10 protein-coding genes are annotated in these 13,304 nt (G+C 59.7%); 5 read left to right on the plus strand and 5 right to left on the minus strand.

Annotated features, from left to right (window positions below; genetic code table 11):
* From dnaA to gyrB, 4 genes are read left to right on the plus strand one after another with little or no spacing between them, the layout of a single operon-like run.
* Positions 1 to 1,524 (plus strand): chromosomal replication initiator protein DnaA, encoded by a 1,524-nt coding sequence (dnaA, locus tag NF676_RS00590; RefSeq protein ID WP_076564731.1) that lies wholly within the window; start codon positions 1 to 3, stop codon positions 1,522 to 1,524.
* 39 nt (positions 1,525 to 1,563) lie between these two features.
* Entirely contained in the window at positions 1,564 to 2,667 is a 1,104-nt protein-coding gene (gene dnaN, locus NF676_RS00595; RefSeq protein WP_016772390.1) for a DNA polymerase III subunit beta, read from the plus strand.
* Between the two features lie 14 nt (positions 2,668 to 2,681).
* Positions 2,682 to 3,785 carry a DNA replication/repair protein RecF gene (gene recF / locus NF676_RS00600; protein WP_056791117.1) on the plus strand — a complete coding sequence of 368 codons (1,104 nt, stop codon included), beginning with the start codon at positions 2,682 to 2,684 and terminating at the stop codon, positions 3,783 to 3,785.
* Positions 3,786 to 3,790: 5 nt separating this feature from the next.
* Positions 3,791 to 6,208 carry a DNA topoisomerase (ATP-hydrolyzing) subunit B gene (gyrB, locus tag NF676_RS00605; protein WP_024014948.1) on the plus strand — a complete coding sequence of 806 codons (2,418 nt, stop codon included), beginning with the start codon at positions 3,791 to 3,793 and terminating at the stop codon, positions 6,206 to 6,208.
* A gap of 57 nt (positions 6,209 to 6,265) precedes the next feature.
* On the opposite strand, the gene NF676_RS00610 is transcribed toward gyrB, so the two are convergent.
* The gene (locus NF676_RS00610) at positions 6,266 to 6,985 is read right to left on the minus strand and encodes a response regulator transcription factor (RefSeq protein ID WP_073470814.1); all 720 of its coding nucleotides are present in this window, start codon (positions 6,983 to 6,985) and stop codon (positions 6,266 to 6,268) included.
* 164 nt (positions 6,986 to 7,149) lie between these two features.
* On the opposite strand from NF676_RS00610, the gene NF676_RS00615 reads away from it, so the two are divergent.
* A complete protein-coding gene (locus NF676_RS00615; RefSeq protein WP_252887060.1) occupies positions 7,150 to 8,685 on the plus strand; it encodes a sensor histidine kinase in 1,536 nt (511 codons plus the stop codon).
* A 170-nt stretch (positions 8,686 to 8,855) separates the two neighbouring features.
* On the opposite strand, the gene NF676_RS00620 is transcribed toward NF676_RS00615, so the two are convergent.
* The 4 genes from NF676_RS00620 to glyQ all read right to left on the minus strand — a co-directional run bounded on the left by NF676_RS00620 (position 8,856) and on the right by glyQ (position 13,268).
* A complete protein-coding gene (locus NF676_RS00620; protein ID WP_137214499.1) occupies positions 8,856 to 9,635 on the minus strand; it encodes a lysophospholipid acyltransferase family protein in 780 nt (259 codons plus the stop codon).
* A gap of 84 nt (positions 9,636 to 9,719) precedes the next feature.
* A complete protein-coding gene (gmhB, locus tag NF676_RS00625) occupies positions 9,720 to 10,259 on the minus strand; it encodes a D-glycero-beta-D-manno-heptose 1,7-bisphosphate 7-phosphatase (protein ID WP_164488352.1) in 540 nt (179 codons plus the stop codon).
* A 4-nt stretch (positions 10,260 to 10,263) separates the two neighbouring features.
* Entirely contained in the window at positions 10,264 to 12,318 is a 2,055-nt protein-coding gene (glyS, locus tag NF676_RS00630; RefSeq protein ID WP_252877173.1) for a glycine--tRNA ligase subunit beta, read from the minus strand.
* Complete coding sequence (gene glyQ, locus NF676_RS00635) at positions 12,315 to 13,268, minus strand: glycine--tRNA ligase subunit alpha (protein ID WP_003187265.1); 954 nt, start codon at positions 13,266 to 13,268, stop codon at positions 12,315 to 12,317. Before glyQ ends, glyS begins: the two co-directional genes overlap by 4 nt.
* Positions 13,269 to 13,304 lie beyond the last annotated feature (36 nt).

Here is a 13,304-nt window from a genome sequence, read left to right on the forward strand (position 1 = left end):
GTGTCAGTGGAACTTTGGCAGCAGTGCGTGGAGCTTTTGCGCGAAGAGCTGCCTGCCCAACAATTCAACACCTGGATCCGTCCACTACAGGTCGAAGCCGAAGGCGACGAGTTGCGCGTCTACGCACCGAATCGTTTCGTGTTGGACTGGGTCAACGAAAAGTACCTGGGCCGCGTTCTTGAACTGCTGGATGAGCACGGCAATGGCTCGACGCCGGCGCTGTCCTTGTTAATAGGCAGCAAACGCAGCTCGGCACCTCGCGCTGCACCCAATGCGCCACTGGCGGCCGCGCAGGTTGCTCAGGCGCAGGCCAATAATGTGCCAGCGAGCAACCCGGCACCGGCGCCCGCGCCTGCTCCGGCCAAACGTTCCACACAGAAGGCCGCTGAAGTCAGCGAAGAACCTTCCCGCGACAGCTTCGACCCGATGGCCGGCGCCGCTTCGCAGCAGGCCCCGGTTCGCGCGGAGCAGCGCACCGTGCAGGTAGAAGGTGCGCTCAAGCACACCAGTTACCTGAATCGCACGTTCACCTTCGAAAACTTCGTTGAAGGTAAATCCAACCAGCTAGCCCGTGCGGCGGCCTGGCAGGTGGCGGACAATCCCAAGCACGGCTATAACCCGCTGTTCCTTTATGGTGGCGTCGGCCTGGGTAAAACCCACTTGATGCACGCAGTGGGCAACCATCTATTAAAGAAGAATCCGAATGCCAAGGTCGTATACCTGCATTCCGAGCGTTTCGTGGCCGACATGGTCAAAGCGCTGCAACTGAACGCCATCAACGAATTCAAGCGTTTCTACCGTTCGGTGGACGCCTTGCTGATCGACGATATTCAGTTCTTCGCCCGCAAGGAGCGTTCCCAGGAAGAGTTTTTCCACACCTTCAACGCGCTGCTTGAAGGTGGTCAGCAGGTCATTCTCACCAGTGACCGCTACCCGAAAGAAATCGAAGGCCTTGAAGAACGCCTCAAATCCCGCTTCGGCTGGGGCCTGACCGTTGCGGTCGAGCCGCCGGAACTGGAAACCCGCGTGGCGATCCTGATGAAGAAGGCCGATCAGGCCAAAGTCGAGTTGCCCCATGACGCCGCGTTCTTCATCGCCCAGCGCATCCGCTCGAACGTTCGTGAGCTGGAAGGCGCGCTGAAACGTGTGATCGCTCACTCGCACTTCATGGGCCGCGACATCACCATCGAGCTGATTCGCGAATCCCTGAAAGACTTGCTGGCGTTGCAGGACAAACTTGTTTCTGTGGATAACATTCAGCGCACCGTCGCCGAGTATTACAAGATCAAGATTTCCGACCTGCTGTCCAAGCGCCGCTCGCGCTCGGTGGCTCGTCCGCGTCAGGTGGCCATGGCGTTGTCCAAGGAACTGACCAACCACAGCCTGCCGGAAATCGGCGATGTGTTTGGCGGCCGCGACCACACCACCGTGCTGCACGCCTGCCGCAAGATCAACGAACTTAAGGAATCCGACGCGGACATCCGCGAGGACTACAAGAACCTGCTGCGTACACTGACCACTTGATGAACACCAGCGCAGCTTATTAAGGCAAGGGACTAGACCATGCATTTCACCATTCAACGCGAAGCCCTGTTGAAACCCCTGCAACTGGTCGCAGGCGTCGTCGAGCGCCGACAGACCTTGCCGGTACTGTCCAACGTGCTGTTGGTCGTCGAAGGCCAGCAACTGTCGCTGACCGGTACCGACCTGGAAGTCGAGCTGGTCGGTCGTGTGCAACTCGAAGAGCCGGCCGAAACCGGTTCCATCACCGTGCCGGCGCGCAAGCTGATGGATATCTGCAAAAGCCTGCCCAACGATGCGCTGATCGACATCAAGGTCGACGAGCAGAAGCTGGTGGTAAAGGCCGGTCGTAGCCGCTTCACCCTGTCGACCCTGCCGGCCAACGATTTCCCGACCGTCGAAGAAGGCCCGGGCTCGCTGACCTGCAGCCTGGAGCAAAGCAAACTGCGTCGTCTGATCGAACGCACCAGCTTCGCCATGGCCCAGCAGGACGTGCGTTACTACCTCAACGGCATGCTGCTGGAAGTTTCCGCTGGTGTGATCCGCGCCGTGGCCACCGACGGACACCGTCTGGCAATGTGCTCGATGCAGGCCGATATCGGTCAGCCGGATCGCCATCAGGTGATCGTGCCGCGCAAAGGTATCCTCGAACTGGCGCGTCTGCTCACCGAGCCGGATGGCAATGTCAGCATCGTCCTCGGCCAGCACCACATCCGCGCCACCACTGGCGAGTTCACTTTCACCTCGAAACTGGTCGACGGTAAATTCCCGGATTACGAGCGCGTCCTGCCGAAAGGTGGTGACAAGCTGGTACTCGGCGATCGTCAGGCGTTGCGTGAAGCGTTCAGCCGTACCGCGATTCTGTCCAACGAGAAGTACCGCGGTATCCGTCTGCAACTGGCCAGCGGTCAGTTGAAGATCCAGGCCAACAACCCGGAGCAGGAAGAAGCGGAAGAAGAAGTGGGCGTTGAATACAACGGCGGCTCGCTGGAGATCGGCTTCAACGTCAGCTATCTGCTCGACGTGCTGGGCGTGATGACCACCGAGCAGGTTCGCCTGATCCTGTCCGACTCCAACAGCAGTGCGCTGGTGCAAGAGTCCGACAATGACGATTCGGCTTACGTTGTCATGCCGATGCGTCTGTAATCAGCTGATCCTGAATGTCGTTAAGTCGTGTTTCGGTCACCGCGGTGCGCAATCTGCACCCGGTGACCTTCTCCCCCTCCCCCCGCATCAACATTCTTTACGGCGCCAACGGCAGCGGCAAAACCAGTGTTCTGGAAGCCATTCATCTGCTGGGGCTTGCCCGTTCGTTTCGCAGCACGCGGCTGTTGCCCGTGATTCAGTACGAACAGCTCGCCTGTACCGTATTCGGTCAGGTTGAGCTGGCTGAAGGCGGACACAGTGCGCTGGGGATTTCCCGCGACCGTCAGGGCGAGTTCCAGATTCGCATCGACGGCCAGAACGCCCGTAGCGCTGCGCAGCTGGCGGAGATCCTGCCGCTGCAGTTGATCAACCCGGACAGCTTCCGTCTGCTGGAAGGCGCACCGAAGATTCGCCGGCAGTTTCTCGACTGGGGCGTGTTCCACGTCGAACCGCGTTTCATGGCCACTTGGCAGCGTTTGCAGAAGGCGCTGCGCCAGAGAAACTCCTGGCTGCGGCATGGTACACTTGACGCCGTTTCGCAAGCGGTTTGGGACAGGGAACTGTGCCAGGCCAGCGCTGAAATCGATGAATACCGCCGCGCTTACATCACAGCCTTGAAACCGGTCTTCGAACAGACCTTGAGCGAACTGGTTGAGCTCGAGGGTTTGACGCTCAGCTATTACCGAGGCTGGGACAAGGACCGCGAATTGAGCGCCGTACTCGCCGCTTCCGTACAACGGGACCAGCAGATGGGGCACACCCAGGCCGGACCGCAACGAGCTGATTTGCGTCTCAGATTGGGCGCACACAATGCCGCGGACATCCTGTCCCGGGGTCAGCAGAAGCTTGTGGTCTGTGCACTACGGATTGCCCAAGGGCACCTGGTCAGCCAGGCCCGTCGCGGACAGTGTATTTATCTGGTGGATGACTTGCCGTCCGAGCTGGACGAGAGCCACCGTCGCGCGCTATGCCGCTTGCTGGAAGACTTACGCTGCCAGGTGTTTATCACCTGTGTAGATCACGAATTACTGAGGGAAGGCTGGCAGACGGAAACGCCAGTCGCTTTGTTCCACGTGGAACAGGGCCGTATCACCCAGACCCACGACCATCGGGAGTGAAGGCATTGAGCGAAGAAAATACGTACGACTCAACGAGCATTAAAGTGCTGAAAGGCCTGGATGCCGTACGCAAACGTCCCGGTATGTACATTGGTGACACCGACGATGGCAGCGGTCTGCACCACATGGTGTTCGAAGTGGTCGACAACTCGATCGACGAAGCCCTCGCCGGCCATTGCGACGACATCAGCATCATCATTCACCCGGACGAATCCATCACCGTTAAAGACAACGGTCGTGGCATCCCGGTAGACGTGCATAAAGAGGAAGGCGTTTCCGCCGCAGAGGTCATCATGACCGTCCTCCACGCTGGCGGTAAGTTCGACGACAACTCCTACAAAGTATCCGGCGGTCTGCACGGCGTAGGTGTGTCGGTGGTGAACGCGCTGTCCGAAGAACTGGTCCTGACCGTTCGCCGCAGTGGCAAGATCTGGGAACAGACCTACGTCCACGGCGTGCCTCAGGCACCGATGGCCATCGTTGGCGACAGCGAAACCACCGGTACCCAGATCCACTTCAAGGCTTCCAGCGAAACCTTCAAGAACATTCACTTCAGCTGGGACATCCTCGCCAAGCGCATTCGTGAACTGTCCTTCCTCAACTCCGGTGTCGGCATCGTCCTCAAGGACGAGCGCAGCGGCAAGGAAGAGCTGTTCAAGTACGAAGGCGGCCTGCGTGCGTTCGTTGAATACCTGAACACCAACAAGACTGCGGTCAATCAGGTGTTCCACTTCAACATCCAGCGTGAAGACGGCATCGGCGTGGAAATCGCCCTGCAGTGGAACGACAGCTTCAACGAGAACCTGTTGTGCTTCACCAACAACATTCCGCAGCGCGACGGCGGCACCCACCTGGTGGGCTTCCGCTCGGCACTGACGCGTAACCTGAACAACTACATCGAGCAGGAAGGTCTGGCGAAGAAGCACAAAGTCGCCACCACCGGTGACGACGCTCGTGAAGGCCTGACCGCGATCATCTCGGTGAAAGTGCCGGATCCGAAGTTCAGCTCGCAGACCAAAGACAAGCTGGTGTCTTCCGAAGTGAAGACTGCAGTGGAACAGGAGATGGGCAAATACTTCTCCGACTTCCTTCTGGAGAACCCGAACGAAGCCAAGCTGGTAGTCGGCAAGATGATCGACGCCGCCCGTGCCCGTGAAGCCGCGCGCAAGGCCCGTGAGATGACCCGCCGCAAAGGCGCGCTGGACATCGCCGGTCTGCCGGGCAAGCTCGCCGACTGCCAGGAAAAAGACCCGGCGCTGTCCGAACTGTATCTGGTGGAGGGTGACTCCGCAGGCGGTTCTGCGAAGCAGGGACGTAACCGCAAGACCCAGGCGATCCTGCCGTTGAAGGGCAAGATCCTCAACGTCGAGAAAGCGCGTTTCGACAAGATGATCTCGTCCCAGGAAGTGGGCACGCTGATCACCGCTCTGGGCTGTGGCATCGGTCGCGAAGAGTACAACATCGACAAGTTGCGCTATCACAACATCATCATCATGACCGATGCTGACGTCGACGGTTCGCACATCCGTACCCTGCTGCTGACCTTCTTCTTCCGTCAGCTGCCGGAGCTGATCGAGCGTGGCTACATCTACATCGCCCAGCCACCGCTGTACAAAGTCAAAAAAGGCAAGCAAGAGCAATACATCAAAGACGACGACGCCATGGAAGAGTACATGACGCAGTCGGCCCTGGAAGATGCAAGCCTGCACCTGAACGAAGAAGCCCCGGGCATTTCCGGTGAAGCGCTGGAACGTCTGGTGAACGACTTCCGCATGGTCATGAAGACCCTCAAGCGTCTGTCGCGTCTGTACCCTCAGGAGCTGACCGAGCACTTCATCTATCTGCCGGCCGTCAGTCTGGAAACCCTGGGCGACCACGCGGCGATGCAAGAGTGGCTGGCGCAGTATGAAGTCCGTCTGCGTACCAACGAGAAGTCGGGTCTGGTCTACAAGGCCAGCCTGCGTGAGGATCGCGAACGTGGCGTCTGGCTGCCAGAGGTCGAACTGATCTCCCACGGCCTGTCGAACTACGTCACCTTCAACCGCGACTTCTTCGGCAGCAACGACTACAAAACCGTGGTCACCCTGGGCGCGCAACTGAGCACCCTGCTCGATGAAGGCGCGTACATCCAGCGTGGCGAGCGCAAGAAAGCCGTTACCGAGTTCAAGGAAGCCCTCGACTGGCTGATGGCCGAAAGCACCAAGCGCCACACCATCCAGCGCTACAAAGGTCTGGGCGAAATGAACCCGGATCAGCTGTGGGAAACCACCATGGACCCAAGCGTGCGGCGCATGCTGAAAGTCACCATCGAAGACGCCATCGGTGCAGACCAGATCTTCAACACCCTGATGGGTGATGCGGTCGAACCTCGCCGAGACTTTATCGAGAGCAACGCATTGGCGGTTTCCAACCTGGATTTCTGATCCTGATTGCTACCCGCTCATGAAAAACCCCGGCCAATGCCGGGGTTTTTTTTGGCCTCACTCATTTCCAGTGCCGACACTCTCCAACCGATACCCATACCCATAAATTGTCAGCAACTGCCAACCCCGATCCGCTGTCAGCCCGAGCTTGTTGCGCAATCGGTAGATATGCGTATCCAGTGGCCGCGAAGAAGTTGTCTCCTCGTTCGGCCAGAAGCGCTCGTACAGGTAATCCCGCGACAATGGCCGCCCCAGGTTGCTGAACAGGCAACGCGCCAGGCGGTATTCGCGTTCGGTCATGAGGATCGGTTTGCCTTCACGGGTGACGGTCAGTTCGGCGTCGTCGAAAGTCAGATCGTGAAACGTCTGTATTTCGCCCGCCGCGCTGCGCGGTTGGCTATGCCGACGCAATACCGCAGCCACCCTCGCCTTCAACTCATTGGGGCGAAACGGCTTGCTGACATAATCGTCAGCCCCGGCATTCAAGGCTTGAACGATATCGCTCTCGCCATCGCGGCTGGTGAGCATGATTGCAGCGGGTGGCGCGTCCATGTGTTCGCGGGTCCAGCGCAGCAGTGCCAGACCCGTGAGATCAGGAAGTTGCCAATCGAGAATCAACAGGTCGAAGGTTTCCCGGCGCAGCTGGCGCAACAAGTCTTCGCCGCGCTCGAAGCTGTGCAGTGACCACGGCTGCTCGCCCGCTTCGGCCATTTGCTCCAGGGTTTGCTCGACCCGGCGCAGTTCGGCGGGTTCGTCGTCCAGAATGGCAACGCGCATCGGCGGTGTTCCTTGTCGCTGGGGCTGGGATGTCGACAATAGCGACTCCCCGGCCGCGATGAAAGAAGCAGCCCGTCGGTGGTCGACGTCCGCTATGATTCTTCGGGTCTACGCCTCCGACCAGAGACCTATGAAACCCTATCCACTGCCCTGCCCTTTGCCTCATGCGTAACCCTCAACGCCGACGTGAAAGTCGTGAGCCGAGCCAGGTCCAGCGTCTGTTCCGGCGGCTGGTGCGCGAGTGGTTGTGGATAAGTCTAGTGCTGTTGCCGCTGACTGCCTTGTTGTCTTATCGCGCCCAGATCAATCTGCACAATCTGTCGCCAGCGCCCGGCGCTCTGTTGTCCGTGGCGATGGTCGCGGGTGTGCTGGGATTGTTGCTGTGGCGGCCGCGTTGGGCGCTGTGGGTAACCTTGGTCGGTATGGCCTGTGCGCTGATCGCCAGCGCCCTGCTGGCCGAAGTCCGCTACTGGTGGTCGCCAACGCCAGCAGCCCTGGGGATGTTGTTCGGTTACCTGATCTGGAACTGGCGACGCTTGAGTGTTGTGCTGACGTATTTCGGCTGGGAGCTGGCACGTCTGGACAGCGAACCGAAAGTCTTCCCTGAACGTCGGCGGACCCGCTTCACCGGTGCCGACCGTTTGCAGGGCCAGATCATGGCGCTCGAACAAGCCATGAGCCGCACCCGCGACACCCGGCGGTTCATTGCCGATGGCCTGGAATACCTGCCGGTGGCGACGCTGATCAGTGATCCGCTGGGCAAGATCCTGCTGGGCAATCGCAAGGCGCGCGAGTTGTTCGAGGATCCGCTGGTGGGCGATGACGTGCTCGATCAACTGGCACGGCTCGGCTATCCGGAATTATCCACAGCGCCGCGACCGCCGCTGGCCACCCTGCCGCTGCTGGAATTTCGCGATCACAAGGAGCGCAGTCTGCGCCTGGAAAGAGCGGCGCTGCTGCCGGTCGACGGCGATACGCCGATCGGTTGGCTGCTCAGCCTGACGGACTTGAGTGCCGAGCGTGCGGCTGAGGAGCAGCGCGGCGTCCTGCTGCGTTTTCTTTCCCACGACCTGCGCGCCCCCCATTCGGCGATCCTCGCCCTGCTGGATGTGCATCGTCACCAGGCGGGTGCTGATGCGCCGCTGTTCGAGCAGATTGAGCGCCAGGTGCGCCGCGCGCTGGATCTGACTGATGGTTTTGTCTTGTTGGCGCGGGCTGAATCCGAAACCTACCAGTTCCGCCCGACATTGTTCGCCATGCTGGTACTGGATGTGCTCGATCAGGCGTTGCCGATCGCCCAGCAGAAACGCATCGAGCTGCTCAACGAGGTCGATGAGCAATGCCAGGAGCGGCTGATTCTGGCCGATCAGGGATTGCTGACGCGCGCCCTGTTCAACCTGCTGGAAAACGCGATCAAGTACAGCCCCGCAGACAGCACTGTGCAACTGCAGGTCAGCTGTGCTGGACAGTGGCTGCGCTGCGAATTGACCGATCAGGGCAAGGGCATTGCCGCCGATGAATTGCCTGACCTGTTCAGCCAGTATCGGCGTTTCTCTTCGGCCCAGGGCATCGACGGCGTGGGCTTGGGTTTGTCGATGGTCAAAGCCGTGATTGATCATCATGGCGGTACGATTGAGTGTCGTAGCGTGGTCGATGCGGGAACCACTTTCCTTATCGAGTTGCCGCTGCTTGCTGAATGAAAAAGGGGCACAAAAAAACCGGCTATAACGGCCGGTTTTTTTACATCCGAATAAAACTTATGCACGGATTTTGTTCAATTCATAAATTTATAAATATCTATGAAAATCAATAAGTTAGAAAACAATTGCGGTCTTTTTTAGCAAAAGCGTACACAGGTTATCCACAAAATTCAGACAGCCAGTTGGTCACTCGCGGCCGGTGCCTGTGGCGCCGGTGGCAGCGAGCCCATTTCACGCTGGGTTTTCTCGTTCCACGCCTGCACACGGTCATTCAGATCAGCGATGGCGCGCGGCCCACTGCCTTCGGCATACATCGGTTCGCCGATGACCACAGTGATCACTCCAGACTGTTTGCCCCAGCCGATTTTTGGCCAGAATTTGCCGGCATTGTGTGCAATCGGCAGCACCGGAAGCGCCGCATTCACCGCCAATGCGCTGCCACTGCGGGAGAATTTTCCGACAGTGCCGTAGGGGACTCGTGTGCCTTCGGGAAAGATCAGCACCCAGACGTTGTCCTTGAGCAGCTCGTCGCCTTTGGCCGCGACTTGTTTGAGCGCGGCCTTCGGGTTGTCGCGGTCGATGGCGATCGGGCGCAGCATTGCCATGGCCCAGCCGAAGAACGGCACGTAGAGCAATTCGCGCTTGAGCACTTGGCTCAATGGCGAGAAATAAGCGGAGAGAAAGAAGGTCTCCCAAGTGCTCTGATGGTTCGATTGAATCACGCAGGGCCGGTCCGGCACGTTTTCCGCGCCTTTGATTTCGTAGCGGATGCCGAGGAAAACCTTGGTCAGCCACAGGGCGCAACGGCACCAGTACACGTTGATGAAACGATAGCGCGCCTTGAAGGACAGAAACGGCGCGATGAAAAAGCTCAGGCTGCACCACAGCAACGCTGTTGTGCCCAGCAGCAGATAGAAAACAAAGATTCTGAAGGCCCGCAGTATCGACATGGCGACGGTTACCGTTACGGGGCAATGCCCCGACTGTTCAAGCGCACTCCCGAGCAATCCCTGGCCAGGAAATTCAGAAGTACTCTAGTTGTGGATAAGTTCTGCGGCAATCGCCGCCAGATCGTCAAAAATCAGGGTGCCAACCGGCAGGGTTTTACCCTGAGTCTTTTCGCCTTTCCCGGTCTTCACCAAAACTGGCTGTGAATCGACGGCTTTGGCGGCCTCCAGGTCACCAAGGCTGTCGCCGACGAACCAGACATTGGTCAACGGCACCGTGTAATGCTCGGCAATGGTTTTGAGCATTCCCGGTTTCGGTTTGCGGCAATCGCAACCTTCGTCCGGGCCATGCGGGCAATACACGATCAAACCGACTTCACCGCCCTGCTCCGCGACCAGCTCGCGCAGGCGCGCGTGCATGGCCTCGAGGGTGGCGAGGTCGTAATAGCCGCGAGCAATGCCCGACTGGTTGGTGGCCACCGCCACCGTCCAGCCGGCCTTGCTCAACTGCGCGATCGCTTCGATCGAGCCGGGCAGCGGAATCCACTCCTCCACCGACTTGATGTAGGCATCGGAGTCGTAATTGATCACGCCGTCACGATCGAGAATCAGCAGTTTCAACAGCAATCCCTCAACCCAGCAGCGAAATGTCGGCAACACCGAGGAACAGGCCACGCAGGCGCGCCAGCAACGCGTAGCGGTTAGCTCGCACATTGGCGTCGTCGGCATTGACCATCACCGCGTCGAAGAACGCGTCGACCGGCTCGCGAAGTGCCGCCAGGCGTGCCAGCGATTCGTTGTACTGACGCGCCGCGGCCATTGGCTGCACCGCTTGATCCGCTTGCTGGATTGCCGAATACAGCGAGAACTCGTTGGCATTGTCGAAATACTTCGCCTCGACCACGGTCGGTACCGAGCCTTCGACTTTGCTCAACAGGTTCGACACGCGCTTGTTCACCGCCGCCAGCGCTGCCGCTTCCGGCAGTTTGCGGAAGGCCTGCACCGCCTGCACACGCTGATCGAAGTCCAGCGCCGAGCCCGGCTTGAGGGCACGGACCGACAGGTAAGTGGCGACGTCGACGCCTTCGTCTTCATAACGCGCACGCAGGCGGTCGAAGATGAAGTCCAGCACGGCATCGTTGAGGCCGGCAGCCTTGACCTTGCCGCCGAATGCATTCACCGCGAAAGCCACGGCGTCGTTCAGGTCCAGGTCCAGTTGTTTCTCGATCAGGATACGCAGCACGCCCAGTGCCGCACGGCGCAGGGCATACGGGTCTTTGCTGCCGGTAGGCAGCATGCCGATACCGAAGATGCCGACCAGAGTGTCGAGCTTGTCGGCGATCGCCACGGCTGCACCGGTCAGGGTCGCTGGCAATTCGGCACCGGCACCGCGTGGCATGTACTGCTCGTTCAGCGCCAGCGCGACGTCCTGCGGCTCGCCGTCATTGAGGGCGTAGTAGTAACCGGCGACACCTTGCATCTCCGGGAACTCGCCAACCATTTCGGTGGCCAGGTCGCACTTCGACAGCAGGCCCGCGCGGGCAGCCCACGAGGCGTTGCCGCCGATACGTGCGGCGATGTACGCGGCCAGTTTGGAAACGCGCTCGGCCTTGTCGTAGACGCTGCCGAGTTTTTCCTGGAACACCACGTTTTGCAGGCGCAGGTTGAAGTCTTCGAGTTTGTGCTTCTTGTCCTGCTTGAAGAAGAACTCGGCGTCGGTCAGGCGTGGGCGCACCACTTTCTCGTTACCGGCGATGATCTGCTGCGGGTCTTTGCTTTCGATGTTGGCCACGGTAATGAAACGTGGCAGCAACTTGCCGTCGGCATCCAGCAGGCAGAAGTACTTCTGGTTGTCCTGCATGGTGGTGATCAGCGCTTCCTGCGGCACGTCGAGGAAGCGTTCTTCGAACGAGCACACCAGCGGCACCGGCCATTCAACCAGCGCAGTCACTTCGTCGAGCAGTGCCGGCGGCACGATCGCCGTGCCTTCCTGACGGGTGGCCAACTCTTCGGTGCGCTTGCTGATGATCTCGCGACGCTCGTTGGCATCGGCCAATACGTAAGCGGCACGCAGGTCGGCGAGATAGCTCGACGGCGAACCGATGCGCACGCTCTCCGGATGATGGAAACGGTGACCACGGGATTCACGGCCAGCCTTCTGCGCGAGGATCGTGCAATCGATGACCTGATCACCGAGCAGCATCACCAGCCACTGCGTCGGACGCACGAATTCTTCCTTGCGCGCACCCCAACGCATGCGTTTCGGGATCGGCAGGTCGTTCAGCGAATCCTCGACGATGGTCGGCAGCAGACTCGCGGTCGGCTTGCCGGCGATGTTCTGGCTATAACGCAGTTTCGGACCGCTCTGGTCGATTTCGCTCAGCTCGACGCCGCACTTCTTGGCGAAGCCGAGGGCGGCCTGAGTCGGATTGCCGTCAGCGTCGAAAGCGGCCTGACGCGGCGGGCCATCGAGGTTGATGCTGCGATCCGGCTGCTGAGTGGCCAGCGCAGTGATCAGCACGGCCAGACGACGTGGCGCGGCATAAACGGTTTTGCTTTCGTAGCTCAGGCCGGCGGCTTGCAGGCCCTTGTCGATACCGGCGAGGAACGCATCAGCCAAAGTGTTCAGGGCTTTGGGTGGCAGTTCTTCGGTGCCCAGTTCAACCAGAAAATCTTGCGCACTCATTGTGCAGCCTCCAGCTTGGCCAGTACTTCGTCACGCAGGTCCGGGGTCGCCATCGGGAAGCCCAGCTTGGCGCGGGCCAGCAGGTAGGCTTGCGCAACGGAACGCGCCAGGGTGCGTACGCGCAGAATGTATTGCTGACGCGCAGTCACCGAGATCGCCCGGCGCGCATCCAGCAGGTTGAAGGTGTGCGACGCCTTCAGCACCATTTCGTAGCTCGGCAACGGTAGCGGCTGGTCGAGTTCGATCAGGCGCTTGGCTTCGCTTTCATAGAAGTCGAACAGCTCGAACAGTTTGTCGACATTGGCGTGTTCGAAGTTGTAAGTGGACTGCTCCACTTCGTTCTGGTGGAACACATCGCCGTAGGTGACTTTGCCGAACGGGCCGTCAGCCCAGACCAGGTCGTAGACCGAATCGACGCCTTGCAGGTACATCGCCAGACGCTCGAGACCGTAGGTGATCTCGCCGGTCACCGGGTAGCACTCGATGCCGCCCGCTTGCTGGAAGTAGGTGAACTGGGTGACTTCCATGCCGTTGAGCCAGACTTCCCAGCCCAGACCCCAGGCGCCGAGGGTCGGCGATTCCCAGTTGTCCTCGACGAAGCGGATGTCGTGCACCAGCGGGTCGAGGCCGACATGCTTGAGCGAGCCCAGGTACAGTTCCTGGAAATTGTCCGGGTTCGGCTTCAGGACTACCTGGAACTGGTAGTAGTGCTGCAGACGGTTCGGGTTTTCGCCGTAACGGCCGTCAGTCGGACGGCGGCTTGGCTGCACGTACGCGGCGTTCCAGGTTTCCGGGCCGATGGCGCGCAGGAAGGTCGCGGTGTGGAAAGTGCCGGCGCCTACTTCCATATCGTAGGGCTGAAGTACCACACAACCTTGCTCGGCCCAGTATTGCTGGAGCGCGAGGATCAAGTCTTGGAAGGTACGCACGGCTGGCGTAGGCTGGCTCACGAAATTCACCTGTTTCTTGGGCTGCGATTTAAAGAG

The sequence above is a fragment of the Pseudomonas siliginis genome, assembly GCF_024072275.1.
GTDB lineage: Bacteria > Pseudomonadota > Gammaproteobacteria > Pseudomonadales > Pseudomonadaceae > Aquipseudomonas > Aquipseudomonas siliginis.

Excerpts from the sequence above, each read along its gene's own strand:
- NF676_RS00615 (WP_252887060.1), top strand. The coding sequence starts at position 7,150 with ATGCGTAACCCTCAACGCCGACGTGAAAGTCGTGAGCCGAGCCAGGTC.
- recF (WP_056791117.1), top strand. The coding sequence starts at position 2,682 with ATGTCGTTAAGTCGTGTTTCGGTCACCGCGGTGCGCAATCTGCACCCG.
- dnaN (WP_016772390.1), top strand. The coding sequence starts at position 1,564 with ATGCATTTCACCATTCAACGCGAAGCCCTGTTGAAACCCCTGCAACTG.
- glyS (WP_252877173.1), bottom strand. The coding sequence starts at position 12,318 with ATGAGTGCGCAAGATTTTCTGGTTGAACTGGGCACCGAAGAACTGCCA.
- NF676_RS00620 (WP_137214499.1), bottom strand. The coding sequence starts at position 9,635 with ATGTCGATACTGCGGGCCTTCAGAATCTTTGTTTTCTATCTGCTGCTG.
- NF676_RS00610 (WP_073470814.1), bottom strand. The coding sequence starts at position 6,985 with ATGCGCGTTGCCATTCTGGACGACGAACCCGCCGAACTGCGCCGGGTC.